16 protein-coding genes are annotated in these 21359 nt (G+C 62.0%); 3 read left to right on the forward strand and 13 right to left on the reverse strand.

The features are described from left to right. Positions 1-2: 2 nt before the first annotated feature. From WS68_RS13460 to WS68_RS13470, 3 genes are read right to left on the reverse strand one after another with little or no spacing between them, the layout of a single operon-like run. Entirely contained in the window at positions 3-1019 is a 1017-nt protein-coding gene (locus WS68_RS13460; RefSeq protein ID WP_059571291.1) for a glycosyl transferase, read from the reverse strand. A 5-nt stretch (positions 1020-1024) separates the two neighbouring features. Beyond that, on the reverse strand, positions 1025-1984 hold the full coding sequence (locus tag WS68_RS13465) for a UDP-glucose 4-epimerase family protein (RefSeq protein ID WP_059571292.1): 960 nt from the start codon (positions 1982-1984) through the stop codon (positions 1025-1027). Continuing rightward, positions 1981-2772 carry a glycosyltransferase family 2 protein gene (locus WS68_RS13470; protein WP_082710024.1) on the reverse strand — a complete coding sequence of 264 codons (792 nt, stop codon included), beginning with the start codon at positions 2770-2772 and terminating at the stop codon, positions 1981-1983. The genes WS68_RS13465 and WS68_RS13470 overlap by 4 nt, the downstream gene beginning before the upstream one ends. A gap of 448 nt (positions 2773-3220) precedes the next feature. Between WS68_RS13470 and WS68_RS13475 the strand changes: the two genes are divergently transcribed. Then, on the forward strand, positions 3221-4333 hold the full coding sequence (locus tag WS68_RS13475) for an acyltransferase family protein (protein ID WP_059571377.1): 1113 nt from the start codon (positions 3221-3223) through the stop codon (positions 4331-4333). Between the two features lie 56 nt (positions 4334-4389). Here WS68_RS13475 and WS68_RS13480 read toward each other — a convergent pair whose 3' ends face one another. Together WS68_RS13480 and WS68_RS13485 are read right to left on the reverse strand one after the other, a co-directional pair. Further along, positions 4390-9435: a glycoside hydrolase family 99-like domain-containing protein gene (locus WS68_RS13480; protein ID WP_059571378.1), complete on the reverse strand. Its 5046-nt coding sequence runs from the start codon at positions 9433-9435 to the stop codon at positions 4390-4392. Positions 9436-9515: 80 nt separating this feature from the next. Beyond that, a complete protein-coding gene (locus tag WS68_RS13485) occupies positions 9516-10913 on the reverse strand; it encodes an ABC transporter ATP-binding protein (protein WP_059571294.1) in 1398 nt (465 codons plus the stop codon). A gap of 662 nt (positions 10914-11575) precedes the next feature. Between WS68_RS13485 and WS68_RS13495 the strand changes: the two genes are divergently transcribed. Together WS68_RS13495 and WS68_RS13500 are read left to right on the forward strand one after the other, a co-directional pair. After that, complete coding sequence (locus tag WS68_RS13495; RefSeq protein WP_059571296.1) at positions 11576-12400, forward strand: ABC transporter permease; 825 nt, start codon at positions 11576-11578, stop codon at positions 12398-12400. Beyond that, positions 12390-13808: an ABC transporter ATP-binding protein gene (locus WS68_RS13500; RefSeq protein ID WP_059571297.1), complete on the forward strand. Its 1419-nt coding sequence runs from the start codon at positions 12390-12392 to the stop codon at positions 13806-13808. Before WS68_RS13495 ends, WS68_RS13500 begins: the two co-directional genes overlap by 11 nt. A 111-nt stretch (positions 13809-13919) precedes the next feature. On the opposite strand, the gene WS68_RS13505 is transcribed toward WS68_RS13500, so the two are convergent. The 8 genes from WS68_RS13505 to rfbA are packed head-to-tail and all read right to left on the reverse strand — an operon-like array spanning position 13920 to position 21349. Further along, positions 13920-14468: a D-glycero-alpha-D-manno-heptose-1,7-bisphosphate 7-phosphatase gene (locus WS68_RS13505; RefSeq protein ID WP_059571298.1), complete on the reverse strand. Its 549-nt coding sequence runs from the start codon at positions 14466-14468 to the stop codon at positions 13920-13922. Then, complete coding sequence (locus tag WS68_RS13510; RefSeq protein WP_059571299.1) at positions 14458-15174, reverse strand: nucleotidyltransferase family protein; 717 nt, start codon at positions 15172-15174, stop codon at positions 14458-14460. Before WS68_RS13510 ends, WS68_RS13505 begins: the two co-directional genes overlap by 11 nt. Next, entirely contained in the window at positions 15171-15752 is a 582-nt protein-coding gene (locus tag WS68_RS13515; protein WP_059571300.1) for a D-sedoheptulose-7-phosphate isomerase, read from the reverse strand. The genes WS68_RS13510 and WS68_RS13515 overlap by 4 nt, the downstream gene beginning before the upstream one ends. Beyond that, positions 15752-16804 (reverse strand): GHMP family kinase ATP-binding protein, encoded by a 1053-nt coding sequence (locus WS68_RS13520; RefSeq protein WP_059571301.1) that lies wholly within the window; start codon positions 16802-16804, stop codon positions 15752-15754. The genes WS68_RS13515 and WS68_RS13520 overlap by 1 nt, the downstream gene beginning before the upstream one ends. A 2-nt stretch (positions 16805-16806) precedes the next feature. Beyond that, positions 16807-18993, reverse strand: coding sequence for a glycosyltransferase (locus WS68_RS13525; protein ID WP_059571302.1), 2187 nt, complete (start codon positions 18991-18993; stop codon positions 16807-16809). Positions 18994-19023: 30 nt separating this feature from the next. Next, the gene (gene rfbD, locus WS68_RS13530) at positions 19024-19923 is read right to left on the reverse strand and encodes a dTDP-4-dehydrorhamnose reductase (RefSeq protein ID WP_059571303.1); all 900 of its coding nucleotides are present in this window, start codon (positions 19921-19923) and stop codon (positions 19024-19026) included. Further along, the gene (gene rfbC, locus WS68_RS13535) at positions 19920-20471 is read right to left on the reverse strand and encodes a dTDP-4-dehydrorhamnose 3,5-epimerase (RefSeq protein ID WP_059571304.1); all 552 of its coding nucleotides are present in this window, start codon (positions 20469-20471) and stop codon (positions 19920-19922) included. Before rfbC ends, rfbD begins: the two co-directional genes overlap by 4 nt. Beyond that, entirely contained in the window at positions 20456-21349 is an 894-nt protein-coding gene (rfbA, locus tag WS68_RS13540) for a glucose-1-phosphate thymidylyltransferase RfbA (RefSeq protein WP_059571305.1), read from the reverse strand. The genes rfbC and rfbA overlap by 16 nt, the downstream gene beginning before the upstream one ends. Positions 21350-21359: the final 10 nt, after the last annotated feature.

Below are 21359 nucleotides of genomic sequence, written 5' to 3' on the forward strand. Positions count from 1 at the left end.
CCTCATGAGTTGTTTTCAGCGTCGGCTCGAGCCTCGCGCCAGCGTCTATCGATCGCAACGCCGATACACGCGAGAATGCCGTACCACGCGATAAATAGAAGCCATTGAAGCAGCGCATCGCAATTCAGCGCCCACAAGGCAAGTATTATGCCTGTGAGCATGACGAGGTACCAATATACGGCGGTGCGCCCATGACCGATCCCGGAACGCACCATCCTCTGATAATAATGCTCGCGGTGCGCCTGCCAAAACCGTTCGCCTCGTAACAAACGTCTCAGGAGTGTTACAGATGCATCGGCGATGAAAGGCGCAAATACCATCGCGGGAAACCATATCGGCCAAACCGCCGTCCGCCATCCCCAAAAACCCAGCGCTCCGGCTAGAAAACCGAGCGGAATCGAACCGGCATCGCCAAGAAACAGCTTCGCTGGATGAAAGTTCAGCAGGAGAAAGCCGAATGCCGCACCGGCAACCGCCGCACCGGCCACAGCCAGATCCGCGGAGCCGGAGGGCCCGGTCTGCGCCGCCACCGCGTAAGCACCGAAACCGAACAGCGCCATGCCGCCCGCCAGGCCATCCGCTCCGTCCATGAAGTTATACAGATTGATCAGCCAGACCATCACGAAGCCGATGCCTCCGAGCAGCCACCATGGCGCGGCGGCCGGATACGCGAACAGCAGCGCGGCGACGGCAGCCAGGTGCGCGGCAAAGCGCACGCGGGCGGATAAGCCGCGCCTGTCGTCGAACTGTGATAACACGGCGAGCGCCGCTGCCGCGACCGCGATCAGCCACAGCCGCGGTGCAAGCAACAGGATTGCCGCTACGCACACCGGGACGATGCCCCATCCGCCGACTCGGGGCGTCGGCCGCGAATGCAGCGAGCGGTGGTTGGGTATGTCGGTCGCAAGCCGCCACGCCAACCCAGTGGCAAGCAGCGTGCGCAAGACGAGCGTCGACGAAATGGCGGCAATGCCTGCCACCGCCATGGTTTCCAGCGATGTTGCCATGGTGAAATGCATGCCCCCTAACTCTCGATATTGCGCGCCCGGTACCAAGCCGCCGTCGCCGCCAGTCCCTGCCGGGTCGTGAACGGCGGCCGCCAGTCGAGCACCCGCTTGATCCGGCCGGTATCGAGCTGCAAACTTCCCGTCAGACGATCGATCTGCGCGGTACGCCCCGTCAGCCTGCCGGCCACGCGCAACACGCCGGCGGGCACCGGGAGCAGTCTCGCCGGACGGCCGATCGCCTCGCCCGTCATACGCAACAACGCGGCAACCGACGGCGCATCGTCGTCCGCGACATGAAAACAGCCTCGTGCCGCGTGCGGATCGATCGCACATCGGGCGAGCGCATCGGCGAGGTTGTCGACGTAGACTATGCTGCGCCGCGCGGCGATCGCACCGAGCGGCAGGGGCATGCCCCGAGCCACGGCATCCATCATCCGCAGGAAGTTTGCGCGCACGCCGGGGCCGTAGACGAGCGGCGGGCGCACGATCACGACATCGAGGCCGCAAGCTTGCCCGAACTGCCGCAGCGCCGCCTCCGCATCGCGCTTCGATCGGCCATATGGATCATCCGGCAATGCCGGATCGTCCTCACGCAACGGCCGGCCGCCATCGGTTTCGGCAACCGCCTTGATGCTGCTCACGAACACGAAGCGACGCGCGCCGTGGCGCCGCGCGGCTTCGGCCACGCGCAACGAGCCTTCGACGTTCGTCGCGCGGAAAGCTGCTTCGGGATCGGCCGCCGTGTCGTCCATCACGTGCACCCGCGCAGCCAGATGGACGACGCAATCGAAATCCGGCCATTGCGCATCGGCGAGCCCGGCGAAATCGCGGCCGTCGTGCACCCACTCCCGCACGCCTTCGACGCATTCGCCCGCCCGCCGGACGAGCCCCGTCACGATATGTCCGTCGGTCAGCAACGCACGGCACAGGGCGCGGCCGACGAATCCGTTCGCCCCGGTCACGACGACCCGGCTCATAGCCATTTCCAGCCGAATCGGTTATAGAACTTGAATGCCGACGCAACGAACATGCGAATGTGCGCGAATCCCTTGCGCGCCGCCCCTCCACCGTGATGGAGAATGCATACTGCGGGCACATAGGCGATACGCGAGAGTTCTGCGGCGCGCAAACTCAGATCGTAGTCCTCGAAGTACAGGAAGTAGCGCGCATCAAAGCCTCGCAGCCGCTTGAGCAGCTCGGTGCGAAACAACATGAAACAGCCGCTGACGATCGGCGGATCCCATACGATCTGCGTTTCGCCAATGCGCTCGCGCATCTCGTATCGGGACAACCGGCGCGCGAACGGCCGGCGCAGCGACGCCGGCAGAAACCCCCGCACGAACAGGTCCAGCAGCGCCGGATAGCGGCGGCACAAATACTGGAGATGGCGCTCGCCGTCATAGATGCGAGGCGTCAACAGTCCGGCTTCGGGATACGCGTCGAGAAAATCGAGCGCCTGCACGAGCGCATCGGGCTCGAGATCGATATCGGGATTCAAAACCAGATGATAGCGGCTTCGCGCGCGCTCGATGCCGAGGTTATGGCCGCGTGCGTATCCGACGTTGCCGTGCCCGGCGATCAGCGAGCAGCCGATGCCCGCACGGGCGAGCGCTTCGAGACACTCGGACAGATCGGGCAAGCCGCCGTTGTCGATGAGATAGATGTCGAGCGCAATGCCGGGGCGGGCTGCTTGCAAGCGCTCGCACGCCGAGATCAGGCTGGTCAGGGTTTGCACGATCTGCGCGCGGTCAGGGTAATACGTCACGACCGAAATCGATAATCCTTCGTCGCTGGACGGTGGAGAACGGCGAGACGGAGATTCGACAAAATGGGATGCCACGTGCTGACGGAACCTTCAATACCTTCAATAAGGGCGGGGATCATTGGCCAATTGCGCACACCCGCAGCGGCGCTCCATTGCATTGGGGCTCGCGGCGATTACCGTGCGCTTGCCAAAGCGATTGGCCTATCCCGCGCTGCTTGCGTATCGGTCGATATGCTTCGGAGGTCGAAACCATGTGGCCGTGCATGCCACCTTTGCTGCGGCGGCACCGCGGCGAGCTGGCGGCGCAACCACCGCCCGCACTGTCGCCGTCCGCCCCCGCACCGCGAGACCGCGCCGCATTCTACCACTGCGGCCCCTCGCGCCCGCCGCGCCGGCACCGCCGAATCGCGATGCTATGATACCCGATGCACCTATGTCGGATTGGACGATGACCCCCCCGAAGCTCGGCTTTATCGACTCGTTGCGCGGCCTTGCCGCGTTGTATGTTCTGCTGTACCACTTCACGCCCATCACGACGCCGCCGGCGGCGGCGCCTCAATGGCTCGCGCCATTTACAGGGCTCGGCGGCTCCGGCGTCACGCTTTTCTTCGTCGTCAGCGCGTTTACGCTCTGCCTGTCGATGGACATGCGCAAGCAGGACGAATCGACACCGCTTCTGAACTACTATCTGCGCCGTTTCTTTCGCATTGCTCCGCTTTTTTATGTCTGGATGGCCTTGTACTGCATCCGCGACAAAGCCGTGTTCGACGCTGTCCATTCGCCGGCGGAGATCCTGCGCAGCCTGTTCTTCGTATTCAACCTGAGCCCCGGCCACGAGCAAGGCTTCGTCTGGGCAAGCTGGACGCTCGGCGTCGAAATGCTCTTCTACGTATTCTTCCCGGCGGTGTTCCGCTATGCGAGCAACATCGGCCGAGCGTTGGCGTTCTTCTTCGCCGCGCTGCTCGTGCGCTCCTTTTGGCATGCGCTCGTGCCGCATCTGATATCCGACCCGGCCGTTGCCGCCACGTACTACAATTTCAGCCTGCTGCGCCACTTGCCGACATTCGCATTCGGCATCGTCGTCTATCGCGCGTATGGCTTGCTCGATATCGAACGCGCGCGGCGATATGGAATCGGTGAATTGTTGGTCGCCGCCGCCGTCGCGCTGCTGCTTGCCCTCGCATACGGTTTCGTCCAAATCGGCGAACTCGAAGGGCTGACGATCGAAACCGTCATTTACGGCATGCTGTTGGTCGGCTTGGCGATCAAGGCGCCGGCCGCGCTGGTCAACCCGCTGACGCGTTTCTACGGAAAGATCAGCTACTCCGTCTACCTGAGCCATGCGACGACGCTGTTCCTGATGTCCAAGCTGTTCGCGGCGATCTATGCGCGCATCGCCTACGTGACGCTCGCCTACGCTCTGTCGGTGACGGCCGGCGTGGCAGTCATCACCGCGCTGTCGTGGCTCACCTACACGTTCGTCGAGACGCCGGGCAACAACCTCGGCAAGGCTGTGATTCGCGCCATTCGTCGGCGCAGGACCGGCAGCCTCACGGCCTGAAAACCGGTACGGCCAATCAGGGGCGGCGGATCTCCCGCACGCCCCTCGCTCACGCGTCAGTGAACCAGCTCGTCGCGCACGCGCGCGTCGACGTTGAATTGCTCGCAAAGCTGCTGCATATACCGATCCGCCAGCTCGGCGACCGACGCGTCGATCGCGTGATGCTGCCGCACCCAGAGCTGAATACTCCGGATCTCCTTGAGCAACGCTTCGGCATTCCCACCGATCGTCACGCTACTGCCGTGCCGGCGATGCAGATTCAGCGCACTCGACGAGAATGCGATCATGCCCTGGCTGACGACCCGCAGATACACCATCCAGTCGCCGGCGACCCGGAACTGGCGGATCTCGTCGAAGTGACGCTGCAAAACTTCGTCGAGCGTGGACCGCTTGAACACGACCGCGCTGACATTCGGGATGGTGTTTTTCACCGCCAGCGCGCCGGCGATTTCGTCCGCGCCGGCGCCGTGGTAGGACTCGTTCCATTTGACGCTGGAGATGTCGGCCACATAGTCGCGATAGTGCTCGCAGACAACCTCACCCGACTCCGTCATCTGCTTCGATTCGCAGTAGCTCAACACGGTACGCTCGTCCTGGAATCCCGCCATCACCGTCTCGAGAAATGCGGGTTGCGCCAGATCGTCCGCTTCGGCAATCCACACATAGTCGCCGCGCGCGAGTTCGACGCCGCGCTTCCATTGCGCGAACACCGAGCCGGAATTGACGCTGTTGGCGATCAGGCGATTGTCGACGCTCCGGTTCGCCAGTTGCTCGCGGATCGCGCGCACGCTGCCATCGGACGAATTGTCGTCGAGCACGATCAGTTCGTAGACCGGATAGGTCTGCTCGAATACCGAATTCAGACGTTCTCCGATATAGCGCTCGTAGTTGTAGTTCGGCACGACCACCGACACGCGCTTGAATCCGCAGCCAAGCATGTCGAGCAGATCGAATACGTATGATCGGAACGAAAACGCTTCGGTAACGATCGCCGCCCCTTTCGCGCCGAGTTCCCGTGCCTGCTCGGGCCGCTCGATCAATTCGCGCAGCGCGCGGGCAAGCGCGTCCACGTCCTCGAACGGCACGACGACGCCACAGCCCTGTTTCAACAGATCGCAACTGCCGCTCGCACCTTCGAAGCCGACAACCGGCACGCCGACCTCGAGCGCTTCGAGCACGACGGACGGGAACGGATCCTCGCGCGACGTCAGGACGAGAACGTCCGCCCCCGCGTAATAGAAGTCCGTATCGGATTCGAGCCCGGTCACGACGAATTTGTCCGTCAACCCGTGCTTTGCAATCAGCGCGTCGACCTTGGCCTTCGCGTCGCTGTCCCAGTGTCCGACCCAAACAAAGTAGACGTCGTTCCGGTCCGCGAATGCGGCAGCGGCCTGCGCAAATAAGTCGACACCTTTGCGTAGATCGGCATAGCCAACGCCCAGCATGATTTTTGCGTCGCCCGGCAAACGCAGCCGCTCGCGCAGCATCGAGCGCGCACGCTCGATATCGTGGCGCAGACGGTTTCGCTTATAGAGCCCCTGCGGCCGCACGCGCACGTTGCGATCGTTCAGCCGGGTAAATCGGCCAAACGACTGGTGCACCATCTCCGCGGGAAACACGACAGCCTGCGCGTGCTCCGCGATCTCGGCGGCGTGCCGCTCGAGCTTGTACTTCGACAGCATTCCTTGCAGTTCGTGAATCAGCGCGATGCAGTTCACGCCGCTGCGAGACAGCGTACCGACGAACAATCCCGAAACCGTCGTATTGCAGATCGCGAATCGGAAACCTTGCTGTGCAAGCTTATCGGCCAACCCGCGCGCCTGATCGCCTTCAGGATCGACTCCGGACAAATCATGCACGCTGCCCCAGCGTTCGAACTCGGGCTTCAGCGGCCCCTCGCCGAGCAGCACTGTCGTGACCTCGATGCCGAAATCCGTCGTCAGCGTCTTGACGAGATTCAGCGCGAGATACTGGGCGCCATGCGCGTAAGCGTCGTGCGAAACCACCAGCACGCGACGCGTGGCTGCGCTGCGATTGGCCTGCGTCAATGCGTTGCGGGTCGCTTGCAGCCACGCATAGCCGTATCGGCGATCCGGCTCGAGGTGTGCGCCTTCCGCCCATTCGTTCCACGCATTGATGAAAACGAGACGCTCATCGGGATTGTCGATGCGCTGCACGGTATCGGTCGCGGCGTTGAACAACCACTCCTCGTATAGCTTCGGCGTCGAGCCGACGAATACCGCGCCTCGCCCAGGCTTGCGCGCCTCGTTGTCCCACGAAGGCGTCACGCCGCGCAACAGCCTGTATTCCGTATCCGGATAGGCGCGGCTGCGCTCGACGAAATGCGTCCAGTCCATGATGTAGCCGGAATACTCCGGGTTGATCAACGTGACGCTGTCCGCTTTCGACGGAGGCTGACTGTTGTTCGGCGGGAACTCGATCGCCGCATCGAACCCATATTCGCAAGGATCTGCTTTCTCGAACGACTGGGTGTAAGCCAGATACAACTCTCCCAGGCCATTCGCGCGCGCCCAATCGCGCCACCGCTTGACGGTCGCGCGCGCATCGGGCAGCAGATTGGGACGATATACGAGCAACAGCGGGCGGCCGTTGATGCGGATGTAGCGGTCATCGCGCATGTATTGCGCGATGTGCTCGATGAACGCCATATCGTCCTCGGGCGAATGATGCTGCGAGATCAGCAGTTCCTGATCGAGGCCGTCCCAACGCCGCGACCAGTTCTCGTTCGCCCAGCACAGACAGAACGGCAGATCGAATTCCCGATGATCGAGGTATTGTCGAATCGGCGCCTCCATCAGGCGCTTGCCGCCAAACCAATAGAAGTAGAAACAGAAGCCGCCAAGGCCCGCCGCCTTTGCGAGCTCCACCTGCCGCTGCTGCACGGCAGGAATGCGCAGGTCATAAAATCCGAGCTCTCCGGGCAAGTGAGGCTGATAGTGTCCGACGAACTGGGGCACCGCACGCGTGACATTCGTCCATTCGGCAAACCCGCGCCCCCACCACTCGTCGTTCTCCGGGAACGGATGGAACTGCGGCAAATAGTAGGCGATCGCCCGCACCGGCACTTGTCGCGGCGCGCTTGGCGGATGAGCCTGATAATCGGACGACGGCGTCACGGCCGTGACCGGAAACTCACTAGGTGCGGACGTCTTCGTCTGCGTCGCCGGGGCTGCCGGCACCGCAGGCTCGGGCGCGCGAGCAGCCTGAGCGGCGCTCGCCCGGTTTGCCGCCTCCTCGCGAAGACGGCTGCGCAACGCGGCCCAATCCTGATAGGCGCGCGTGTGCGAAAACAGCCCCGGCAGCAATCGGAAGAAAGCGCCTTTGATCTTTCGCTTAAACGGCGCAGGCATCGGCAGTCTGCGATACAGGAGCTTGCCCGCCGATCGAACCGCGGCCGAGCGCGCCTCGCCTCCCTGCGTTATCCGCTTAGCAAAGCGCAACGGCTTGGTCAAACGCCAAGACGTACTCGAAAGAATCTCGCCGATTTGCACATCGAGTTCGCGAAGCCGTGCTTCGTCGCGGATATGAACGTTGCGGCGGCCTAATTCGGCGATGACGCGAATATGCTCGTTCACGATACGCTCGCGCTCTCGCTCGAGCGCGAGCAGCCGTTCGGATTTGTCGGCGAGTTGGGCGTTCATTTCCTCCAATTGCGCATTCTTCTCGTCGAGCGCCTTTCCGAAGCGCATGCGCAGCGAGCGCTCCGTGACGGCAAACAGATCCGTCAGCTCGGACAATCTGCGCAGCATATGGTCGATATCGGTATCGGCCGCGGAAGGCTCGGCACGGTCGTGCAACTCCTTGCGCGCGCCGAGCAGTTGCATCGCCTCGCCGATTCGCGCCTTCAACATGCCCAGTTCCGCCTGCGACGCCATCGCAAGACCAGCGATCGCCTCGACTTCCGAGCGCACGACAAATCGGACGGACAAAGCCCAGTTGTTCGAGATCCGGCTCAACACGTGTTCCGGCACGGGTATTTCGAACCACGGATTGCCACCGGGCACGACAAGCGTGATGGGCCAGCCGCTGCCGAGCCGATGCGCGCCGAATATCTCGAGCGCCGCGTTCGCGTCGTCATGCCAGGACCACACGGTGCGCCCGCCCGCGTCGAGCAAATCGACCGCATGCAACTCGACGACGCCCGGACGGTCGCTCGGATCGAACCGCAACCTGCGGACCTTCAACTCGGCGGACGGCTCGCGCAACTCGAGACGCGCGACGCGTTCGGTATCGTCGGCCAGCACGTAGCAACCCATGGCGTGACGCTCCGACCATTTGTCGTCGGCGTCCGTCTGCCAATAGATCTTGCATTCGATGCGCGCGCTTTCGGCAGATTCACTTGCGCCGGCGACGGCCTCGTACATCGTGGCGTCGAGCATCGGCAGCGCGACATCGGCTGCAAGCGCGATGAAGTACAGCGGGCGGGCAACGCCGACATGCTCCGAATCCTTGTCCGGGCCTTCATGCGTCAGCGTTCGCACCGCGGTTTCCTGCGGCTCCAGTCCGGCGAGCATCGATCCCGTCACGACCCGCTGACCATAAAGCGCCACCTGCGAAAACCGCGTGCGCAACAGCGATTCGAATTCGTCGAGATAGAGCTCCTTCACATGCCACGGGTTCGCATAGCCCGTCACATCCGAGTATTCGTGCTTGTTGGGACTCGAAATGATCAGGAGTCCACCCGGGCGCAACACGCGCTTGATCTCACGGATCATCGCCTCGTGCTGATCGTGGTGCTCGATGGTCTCGAAGCTCACGACGAGATCGACGCTCGCATCGCCAAGCGGAATGTCGGCAGCCGATCCGACGATGAACTCGAGGTTGCCGGCGCGGTGACCATAAGTGGCCGCCGCATGGCGAACGGTCTCCTCGCTGATATCGACGCCGACCACGGAGGCCGCCGTTTGCGACAGCGCAAACGAGCCATAGCCCTCGCCGCAGGCGATGTCCAACACGCGCCGGCCGGCAGCGAGCTTGCGCGCGACCAGATATCGATGCATGTGCTCAACTTCGATCTGCGCCGACATACCAGGGATGTATCGTTCGCCGTCCCAAGCCAAATCGTCGTTGTGCTCGGACATGTTTCCTTGCTCCTTGCCGGATGGGGACAACGTGTCCTCCAGATGTTTCGAATAATTGTTTGACATATGAATCGTGCCGCTTATGCGTTGGCCGCTACGGCCGACACGCCGACGCGCAGCATCGGCACGGCGAGAAGATAATTCGCGACGCTCGACGAATGCACACGTATCGGCAACGCGTCGTGAATCCAGTGCAACTGAACGTGGTCCTGCTGCGTCCCGTCGGCAATAGCGACGTTGACCGAATACTCGCCGACCGGCAATACCGGCATTGCAAACGAGAAACTCGCGACGAGCGTGTCGCCCGCGCCGCACGACGCGCGCTTGTCCCGATACGTCAGATAGGTGTTCTCGCCGAAAAGCGACTGCCCGAGGTGATCGTTGAAGAAAAATCCGATGATGGGCGAGCGCACGTCTTCATTGACGAATGCGGACACGCGAAGCGTGACGTCTTCCCCGCCCACGGCCCATGAAAGCGGCCGATTTTCGCGATCGACGAACCGGACGTCGACGATGCGCGCCGCACCGCTGCCGAACGAGGCTGCGTGCGGCTCGAAACGCAGAATCTCGATGTCGTTACGATAAGGTGTCCGATTGATCGTCGACAGGCGCGTATCGCGCGCCGCGTCGACCGGCGCGGCAAGCGCCACGCGTTTGGGCGCCGAGCACGCTCCATCGTCCTGCACCGTGGAAGCGGTATCGAAGTAAGCATCCAGATAGGCTTCGCAGACCTCATCGGGATCGCCCTCGAGGCGAACCTCGCCCTTGTCGATCCAGATCACGCGCGAACACAACTTCTTCACGGTCGACGTATCGTGACTGACGAATAGGATAGTTCCCCTTTTCCGGAACTGATCCATGTATCGCAAGCACTTCTGATTAAAAAACGTATCGCCGACGGCCAGCGCTTCGTCCACCACCAGGATGTCAGCGTCGACGTGCGCGATCACCGCGAACGCGAGGCGCACGAACATCCCGCTCGAATAGGTCTTGACGGGCTGATCGATAAACTCGCCGATGTCCGCGAACTCGATGATCTTGTCGAGCCGCTCGTCGACTTGGCGGCGGGTAAGCCCGTGCAACTGCGCGTTCAAATAAACGTTCTCGCGCCCGGTGTATTCGAGATCGAATCCCGAACCCAGCTCGAGCAGGGCCGCGACTCTGCCCACCGTCTCGATCGAACCGCGGCTCGGATTCAAGGTCTGGCAAACGATCTGCAGCAACGTGCTTTTCCCGGAGCCGTTTCTCCCGATGATGCCGACCGTTTCGCCCTTGGCGACCGTGAAGCTGACATCGTTGAGCGCCCAAAAGACGCTGCCATACGACGCCGCCTTGGCCCGCGCGTACTCACGCGATGCGCCGGGCAGCACGCGGCTCGCGGCACCGAATGCGGCTTGCTTGAGCCGATTCGCCGGCAGATCGTACGAACGGAATCCCTTTGCCACCCTTGACGCGCGAATGACAATCTGCTTAGACATCAAAGCCACTTCCTGGAAGACGCGATCGCCTCGCGACCACAAAAGAACCCGGTTCGTCTGAGCCAGGTGTAACAGATTATTCTAACAAACCGTCAGTGGATCGGTGGTGAGTATACTTCATGCGGCATTGGGCTCCCCCGCTGCGCCGCCTGCGCTGGTTACCGAAAGTAACGGCGCCCATCGTGTCGACGCACAGCTCCGCTGCAAGCTGCGGCACACTCGCCCGCCGGTTTGGCCTGCGGGAATACGGCAACACATCGCCGATGACCTGCTTTCAACGCACAAACCCGAACTGATCGGACTGCTGAACACGTCGAATTTCTCAACGCGTCATGTTTCGAGTCGATGCGCGATGCGAACCAGCGCGACTCCGGGCGACGCGTCAATCCGAGCCGCCGGAACCGCGCGCGGCCGTTCATGCAGGATCGCATCGACGCGTGGCGCCGTCGGTTGCTACGGCCACCGAATATGGTGAAGCACTGCGAGAACAACGCTCAACAAGGACTGCAAACATTCTGTTACATCTGACCCAACAGCCCCGGCGCACCGCCGGGCGGCAGCGAACAGCCCCTACCTCTATGAGATAAAATGCTGCTGCGCTCGGCCGACCGGCACGCAATCCCACTCATCTCCCGTACCACGCTGTACTTGCTCGCACACCCATGCAAAGTTTTAGTGCCTCGCCGATGTACCTGTTGACATCGCTCGTGAAGAATCGCCGGCTCATGCTCGACCTCGCACGGCGGGACGCAGTCGGCCGCTACAAAGGGTCCGCGCTCGGCATCCTCTGGTCGATGCTGACTCCGCTCTTGATGTTGAGCGTCTACACCTTCGTGTTCAGCGGCGTATTCAAATCTCGCTGGGGCAACGCGTCGACGCCGGGATCGCACGGCGAATTCGCCGTCGTGCTGTTTGCGGGCATGATCATGTTCAATGTATTTTCCGAATGCGTGAATCGCGCGCCGTCGATCGTTCTCGTCAACACGAACTTCGTGAAGAAGATCATCTTCCCGCTCGAGATTCTGCCGTGCATCTGCCTGCTGTCGGCGCTCTTTCACGCATTCGTCAGCATCACAATCCTGTTGATCGCCGAATTCCTGATACAAGGCAGCGTGCCCGTGACCGCGCTGATGTTGCCCATCGTTCTTGCACCGCTCTGCTTGCTGATTCTCGGCATTTCCTGGATTCTGTCGGCCACCGGCGTGTATCTGCGCGATATCGGACAGACGATCGGCATTTTCGTGACGGCGCTGATGTTTCTCTCGCCTATCTTCTTTCCGGTGTCATCGCTGCCACCGAGCGTTCAAGCGCTTGTGTACTGGAATCCGTTGACCTTCCCGATCGAACAAAGCCGCAACGTGCTGATCTGGGGGAAATCGATCGATTGGACGATGTGGTGCTCGTATCTCGCCGTCAGTTTGATCGTCGCATGGATCGGCTTTGCATGGTTCCAGAAGACGCGAAAAGGGTTTGCGGATGTCATCTGAGCACGTTATTCAGGTCGCATCGCTAAGCAAGGGCTTCAAGACCTACGATCGCCCGTCGGATAGGCTGCGCCAGCTCGCGTTCAATTTCGCCGCGCGCCTGGCCCCGACTGCGTCGTTGAAATCGTGGCTGCATCGCCGCGCAGACAACGCCGGCCGCACCTTCTGGGCGCTCCGCCACATCGATTTCTCGGTCAAACGCGGTGAAACGGTCGGCATCATCGGCCGCAACGGCTCGGGCAAGAGCACGCTGCTGCAAATGATCTGCGGAACGCTGTCGCCGACGGAGGGCACGATCCACACGACCGGGCGCATCGCCGCGCTGCTGGAGCTGGGGTCCGGCTTCGATCCGGAGTACACGGGGCGCGAGAACGTCTACATGAACGGTCAATTGCACGGCCTGACGCAGGAGCAGATCGACGAGCGCTTCACGGCCATCGAGGCGTTTGCCGATATCGGCGAATTCATCGATCAGCCCGTCAAGACCTATTCGAGCGGGATGTTCGTGCGCCTCGCGTTCGCGGTGATCGCGCACGTCGACGCGGATATTCTGGTGATCGACGAAGCGCTGGCCGTTGGCGACGCATTCTTTACGCAAAAGTGCATGCGGTTCCTGCGCAAGTTTATGCAAAGCGGCACCGTTCTGTTCGTCAGCCACGATTCCGCGGCAATCCGCAGCCTTTGCACGCGGGCGATCTGGATCGATCACGGCAAGATCATCGACGAAGGCGATCCGAAAGCCGTCAGCAACCGCTATCTCGAGGCATTCTACGAAGCACAGCAAGGCAGAAGCAATATTGCTGCGCCCGCCGCCGCGCTTGCCGTCCAACCCGCCCCGCATCAAGAGGATCGGTATGATCAACGCAGCCAGTTCCCGTGCCACGATACGGCAGCAAGCGGCTTCACGCTCGACCCTACACCAGCGGATTCGTCGCACGTTGACAACGCGATCGTCCATTCCGTCGAGCTGACGAAGGAAGACGGCAGCCGGCTGCTCTGGACGGCCGGCGGAGAAATCGCGACGCTTCGCATCGAAGCGTCGGTACGCCGGCGCGTGTCGGAGGCGGTCGTTGCGTTCGTCGTCAAGGACAAGCTCGGGCGCATGCTGTTCGGCGATCATACGTATTGGGCGTCGTACCATCATCCGATCGATCTCATCAATCACGGGCACCTGGCAGCGGAATTCACATTCGAAATGCCGATCCTCACGCCGGGCGATTATGCGATCGACGTCATCGTCGCAGACGCCGGAGCGACCGGCAATCAAACGCTGCAGCACCAACACGACGCTTACGTGTTCAAGTCGGAAGCCGCGTCGTCTTCAACCGGCCTGATCGGCTTGCCGATGCGGCAGATCTCGCTGTCCGTCGACTCCGCAGCGCCTGCGCAGGCCGATACCCTGCCGTCGTGAATTCGAAGGCGGTTTCGGCAAACGCTTTCGCAAGTCGCTGCCGCCTCTGTCGAAAACGTCCAGCAAAAGGATGAATGCAGCCCTACGCGGCCTGCCGCCCGACTTTCCCGCTCAAATTCCCAATCGCTCGATCGCATCGAACAAGCTCGCGATTCGCACGAATCCTTCGTCCGCATTCGCCGCCGCGGTACCAAGCAGGTAGCGTGTCCCGACACCTGCCGATGCAGCAGCAGCCATGTCTGTGACGGAATCGCCGATCATCGCGGATCGCGCCATGTCGATCGCATGCTCGTGCTGGGCGGCAATCAACATTCCCGGCGCGGGCTTTCGGCACATGCATGTCGTCAGATACTCGCCAAGCCCGGCCGTCGGATGATGAGGACAGTGATACACCTGAGTAATGGATGCGCGCTCGGCCGCGAATCGCTGCAGCAACCATGTAGTGAAGGCGGCGAACGTCGCTTCCGAGTAAAATCCGCGCGCGATGCCCGCCTGATTCGTGATGATGAATACATCGTAGCCCGCATGTCCCGCCCGGCGAACGAGTTCGAATATGCCGTCGATGAACACGCAATCTTCGGGACGGTGAAGATAACCGATGTCGACGTTGATGACGCCGTCGCGATCCAGGAACAACGCCCGCCGCACATTACTCGGCATTGTCGCCCGCCATTGCCGGCACGCGCGTCTGCGCAAGTGCGTAATCCTCCGGCACACCAATATCGATCAGTTCGCTGACGCTCGGCACCGCGGCAACGTGCAGTTCCGGCAGGCATGCGTAAAGATAATCCTGCTCGAACGAAAAGCGCTCGCCGGGCACTCTCCGCAGGAACGGCTCACGCTTGAGCAGGTAGACGCCGGCGTTGATGAAGCCGTGACCTTGCCGCCCTTTCTCGCGAAACGCGACCACCCGATGCGACGCCGCATCGAAATCCACCGCGCCATAGCGCGACACGTCCGGCAATTCGGCAACCGCCATCGCGAGATCCACGCCGGACTCCGCCGTGGCCGCCGACAGCGCGGCCAGTTCGACGATCGCCATCGTGTCGCCGTTCAGCACATAGGCGGATTCGGCGCCGATGCGGGCCATCGCCTGCGCAATGGCGCCACCGGTGCCGAGCGACACATCTTCGACGACGTAATGCAGCCTGAGCGCGCCGAACGTCTCGCCGAAATAGCTTTCGATGACTTCGCGCTTGTAGCCCACGGCCAGATAGACGTCGGTGAGCCCCTGCCGTTCGAGACGCCGCAGGATCCACCAGAGGAACGGCTTGCCGGCGACATCGGCCATCGGCTTCGGAAGATCGGGCACGACGCTGCGCAGCCGCGTTCCCAGCCCGCCTGCAAGGACGATCGCGGGCGTCATGAGCGGGCGAACACAGCGGATTCGACGAGCCCGCACACGACGTGTCCGAGCAGGATATGCGCTTCCTGGATCTTAGGTGTTTCGCATGACGGCACCTCGATACACACGTCGGCGAGTTCGTGCATCGCATTGCCATGCTCGCCAGTGAATCCGGCGACGTAGAGCCCCTTGCTGCGCGCCTCCTCCATCGCACGCAGGACGTTCGGCGATTTGCCCGATGTCGAGATGCCCCAGAACACGTCGCCCTTCACGCCGACCGCCTGAACTTGACGGGAAAACAGCTTCTCATAGCCGTAATCGTTGCCGATCGCCGTCATCACGGACGTATCGGTCGTCAGCGCAAAAGCTGGCAATCCGGGGCGATCGAAATTGAAGCGGCTCACGAACTCGCCGGCGATATGCTGCGCGTCCGCCGCGCTGCCGCCGTTGCCGGCAATCAACACCTTGTTGCCCGATTCAAATGCGCGCACGATCGTCCGGGCAAAGCCGGCCACCTTGTCGAGCAACGCATCGTCTGCGCGGATGGCCGTGAAGATGTCGACGGCCTTGGTGATTTCGCGACGAATCGCATCCTTCATCATGTTCTCCACGAATAGGCCCCGTGTTTCGTGAAATTGCAGGTGAATGCCTGGCCGTTGAATGGCTGGAGCGCGCGGATGACGTTCGGACGCTTCGTGGGATCGACGATGAACATCATGAAGCCGCCGCCGCCCGCGCCCGACACCTTGCCGGCTCTCGCGCCCGCCGCGATCGCGGCGTCGTAGATCGCATCGATGTTCGCATTGCTGATGCTGGTCGCCATCTTCTTTTTCGATTCCCACGACAGGCGCATCGATTCGGCAAAGCTGTCGAAATCGCCCTTGAGAATCGCTTCCTTCATACGAACCGCTTCCTGCTTGACGCGATGCATCGCGTCCACCGAGACCGCATTGCCGCGCTTCATGCTTTCGGTCTGCTCCTGGATGATCTTGGCGGATTCACGCGACACTCCGGTATAAAACAGCACGAGCGCCGACTCCAGTTCAGCGAGCACCGACTGCTTCACACGCAGCGGATTGACGATGACGCGATCCTTGTAGAACTCCATGAAGTTGAAGCCGCCGAATGCCGCCGCATATTGGTCCTGCTTGCCGCCGGCGAGCGCCAGGTCAACCCGTTCGATGTCGTATGCGAGGTGCGCTATCTCATACTCGCCGAGCGGAATTTGCAGATATTCGACGAACGCATGCAGCAGCGCCACGACCATCGTCGACGACGAGCCCAGCCCTGATCCGGGCGGCGCCTCCGAGTGCGTCGTCACCTGGACGGCCAGCGGCTTGCCGCCGTTGTAATCGCGAACTACCCGGTTGTAGACGCCAACATGCAACTCGAGCCCTTTGACGAGTTTCAAAGGCGCGGCCATCGGGCCACTCCACGCCACGGAGTTGTCCGCGGCGACGAGTTCCACCATGCCGTCGTGGTACGGCGTGATCGTCGCGTATGCATATCGATCGATCGTCGCGTTCAGCACCAGCCCGCCGAAATCGTCGGAGTACGGAGAAACATCCGTCCCTCCGCCTGCCAGCCCGAGACGCAGCGGCGCGCGAGCGCGCACGGCTTCCTTCTTCTGACCAATGCTCATCGGGGTCATCGCTAGTTCGTTTGTAGGTCGAGCGCAAACACATCGCGCATCGCGGCGCTCGAAAAATGGCTCGCCACATACGCGCGTCCCGCATCCGAAAGCGCCTGCCAGCGGGCGTCGTCGCGAATCAAATCGATCACGTGCTGCGCGAATGCGGCCGGATCGTCTGTCGCAGGCACCAGCTCATCGAGCCCCGGCAGCCCTTGGAGCCCCACCGGCGTCGTCACGAGCGGCGCGCCGAAATTCAACGCCTCCACCACCTTGTTCTTGACGCCCGCGCCGAAACGCAGCGGCACGACCGCGACGCGCGCGCCGTCGTACAACTCGGCGAGCCGCTCGTCGGTCACATAACCGGTCACGGTGACATTCGATGCGGCGAGCGCCTTCACCTCGTCCGTCGGGTTCGAGCCGATCAGCATCAGGTCCGCGTCCGGCACCGCTTCAACGATCCTGGGCAGGATGTCGCTCACGAACCACTTCGCCGCGTCAACGTTGGGCGGATGCCCGAATCCCGCGACGAAGATGATGCGGTTGCGCTCGCGCGCATGCGGCCTTGCGGCGGACGCCACCCTCGGCGGGAAGAAGTAAGGCGGCAACGTGCGCGCATTCACGTCTGGCGCCATTTCGTTGACCACTGCGGTTTCGTCGTCCGACGGATAATAGACGACATCGACACTTCGCCAGATCTTCATTTCGAGCGCGCGCATTGCTTCGGCATCCTTGCGCAGGCGCGCGTTGCCCGAGACTTCGAACTCCTTCAGCGCACGGGCGAAATGGAGATCGTGTCCGTAGTACAGCAGCTTTGCCTTCGGTGCGTACTTGCGCAGCGGCGCGATGAATGCCTTCGACACGTGCGGCCGGTTCAGGAACACGTAATCGATCGCCTGGTCGGTATGCCGTATCCACTCGTCGAACCCGTCGATGAACTGCGGACCGTAGAACACTTCGATGCCGAGTTGCTGCAGTGGCTTCACGTATGTTTCGTCATACCAAATATTACTCGGCCAGAATTTCACGTTAAATCCCATCTGGAGAAACACGCGAATGAAGCAGACAAGCGATCTCGAGCCCGCATCCCGATCCGGCTGCGGAACGTAGTGATCGACGATCAGCAGTGTCTTGCGGTGACGTGTGCGGTCCCGAGCTGCGCTGACGTGCGTGCCGTTGTCGAAATGTTCGCTACTCAGTACGTTGTGCCAGCGCTCACGGAATTTCTTCTGGTTCTCGACCTGATATGCCTTGATACCCGTGCTCGTGTCCGTGCCGTTCGACACGCCTTCGTAGTGGATGATCATCGATTCGGGCTGGTAATACACTTTCTTGCCCGCGCCGCGCACCTTGAACGCAAGATCGGAATCCTCGCAGTAGGCCGGTGCGTAACGTTCGTCGAACCCGCCGAGCGCCTCGAACAATTGCTTGGGCAACAGCAACGAAGCGCCCGACGCGTAATCGATTTCCTTGACGTAGTTGTACGCGCTCTTCGACGGATCATCGAGCCGACCGAAATTCCACGCCGAACCGTCCTTCCACATGATGCCGCCTGCCTCCTGAAGACGGCCATCGGGATAGACCAGCTTCGAGCCCACCATGCCGCAATCCGCACGGGTGGCGAACAATGCGAGCATCGAGTCGAGCCAGCCGGAGGTCACCTCGGTGTCGTTGTTCAGGAAATACAGGTACTCGCCGCGCGCGAACGTCGCTGCCCGATTGCACGAGCGCACGAAGCCGAGATTTTGCGGATTCTCGACAAAGCGCAGCCCCGGCACGTTTCGCAAGCGCAGGATCTGCTGACAACCCGACGCATCCTCCGCGACGATCACTTCGATCGGCACGGCCGGCAGATGCTCCGCAATCGATCGCAGACATGACAGCGTATAAGGAAGATTGCCGTAGGCGGGAATGACGATCGAAACCTTCGGTGCGTCGATTTCGGCAAATCGAAGGCTCGCCAACACCGCGTCGATTTCTTGCACCTCGGCGAGCGGCGCTCGGCCAAGCACTTGTTGAAGCGGCGCATTTTGCCGCTTCCACGTCTCGTAATAAACCGTGCCCTCGAACAACGATCCTGCCAGCCTGAACACGGCGTCGGTCAACCGAGCCTTGTTGCGCGAACTGAGCGGGATGGCCTGGTAGAGCTTGCGCCCGATTCGTCTGGCATGCGGCCGCAGCGGGCTCAGCAGCCAATTGCGCATTTGCATAAACCCATCATCCTGTTGCGAAACCGCGCGTCAGCGATCCTCAAGCCCGAGATCGTCGATCACGAGCGCCAGCGCTTGACGCCAATCGAGTCGCTTGAGCATGAACCGCCGATCGAATTTTCCGTTGTCGAGAATCGAATTAGCCGGGCGGCGCGCCGGCGTCGGATAGGCGTCGGACGAAATGGGCTCGACAGTTTCCGTCTTGACCGTTTCGGCGCGCGCCGCACGTGCGGCGTCGACGATCGCCGATGCAAACCCGTGCCACGATGTCGCGCCGGCTGCGGTCATGTGAAAGAGGCCGGATTCGAACTGACCGGCCCGGCGCTCGCGCTGAGCGTGAGCGACCACGTGCGCCGTGAGGTCCGCGATCATGCGCGCGGACGTCGGCGCGCCGATCTGATCGGCGACGACGCGCAGCGTATCGCGCTCGTGCGACAGACGCAGCATCGTGCGCAGAAAATTGCGGCCGCGTGCGCCGTAAACCCATGTCGTGCGCAACGTCAGCCAGTCGCCGGCAACCGCTTCGATCGCCTGCTCGCCGGCGAGCTTCGTGCGACCGTATGCATTGACAGGCGAGGTCGGCGCGGTTTCGACATATGGAACACCGGAGGTGCCGTCAAACACGTAGTCGGTCGAATAGTGAACGAGCAATGCATCGTGCGCACGTGCGGCTTGCGCCAGCACGCCGACCGATTCCGCATTCACCCGATGGGCGAGCGCCTCCTGCTCCTCCGCCAGATCAACCGCCGTATAGGCGGCCGCATTGACAATCACGTCCGGCTTGACGGATGCGACCAGCGCGGCCAGCGTCTCGGGCTTGGACAAGTCGGCCATTTCGCGGCCGCACGCGACGACGTCGCCAAGCGGCGCGAGCGCTCGGCACAATTCCCATCCGACTTGCCCGTTCCGACCAGTAACCAGAACCCTCACGCGAAAACCTCCGCGTCGCTCAGCTTCGCGCCAGCCACGTCTTTCGCGGCAAGCAGCGGCTCGAAATCGATCGGCCACTCGATCCCGATCGCCGGATCGTTCCACACGATGCTCCGCTCGAATTCGGGATACCAGTAATCGGTAGTCTTGTAGAGGAACTGCGCGGACTCCGACAACACGACGAAGCCATGCGCGAAGCCGGGCGGCACCCATAGCTGCCGATGGTTGCCGCTCGACAGCATGACACCCACCCATTTACCGAAGTTCGGCGAGCTTTTGCGGATATCCACCGCGACGTCGAACACTTCGCCTTCGACAACGCGCACAAACTTGCCCTGCGCATGCTGAATCTGATAGTGCAGCCCGCGCAACACGCCCTTCGCCGAGCGCGAATGATTGTCCTGGACGAACTCGACGCCCGCCTCCACCTGCTCCGCGAATTCGCCCGCATTGAAGCTTTCGAAGAAGAAGCCTCTTGCGTCGCCGAACACCTTCGGCTCGATGAGCTTGACTTCGGGCAGCGCCGTAGGCGTTACTTGGATGGCCATGCGACTTGGTCCGTGAGAATGTTTTTCAGATACTGGCCATAGCTGTTTTTCGACAAAGGCTGTGCGAGCTTGAGCAGTTGGTCTTGATCGATCCACTGCCTGCGGTACGCAATCTCCTCTGGACATGCGACCACGAGCCCCTGGCGCTTTTGCAGCGTCGCGATGAACGTCGCGGCCTCAATTAGCGAATCGTGCGTGCCGGTGTCGAGCCACGCGTAGCCGCGGCCCATGATCTCGACATCGAGCGTGCCCGCCGCGAGATAGCACGAATTCACGTCCGTGATCTCCAGCTCACCGCGCGCTGACGGCTTGATGTCCGCCGCGATGTCGCACACCTGGTTGTCGTAGAAATACAGCCCCGTCACCGCGTAGTTCGAACGCGGCTTTGCGGGCTTCTCCTCGATCGACAGCGCGCGGAATTCACGATCGAACTCGACGACGCCGTAGCGCTCCGGATCGTGCACGTGGTATGCGAACACCGTCGCGCCCGCCTGCTGCGCCGACGCCCGCTCGAGTTGCTTGGCGAGATCGTGGCCGTAGAAGATGTTATCGCCGAGAATCAGTGTAGACGGATCGTTGCCGACGAATTCCCGGCCGATGATGAACGCCTGCGCGAGCCCGTCCGGCGACGGCTGCACCGCGTAGCGAATGCTCATTCCCCACTGACTGCCGTCGCCCAGCATCGCCTCGAAGCGCGGCGTATCCTGCGGCGTCGAGATGATCAGCACGTCACGGATGCCCGCCACCATCAGCGTCGACAACGGGTAGTAGATCATCGGCTTGTCGTAGACCGGCAGCAACTGCTTGGACACCGCATGCGTGATCGGATATAGCCGCGTGCCGGACCCGCCGGCGAGAATGATGCCTTTACGTGCCATCGCGAATGCC

This window comes from Burkholderia sp. TSV86 (assembly GCF_001522865.1).
GTDB lineage: Bacteria > Pseudomonadota > Gammaproteobacteria > Burkholderiales > Burkholderiaceae > Burkholderia.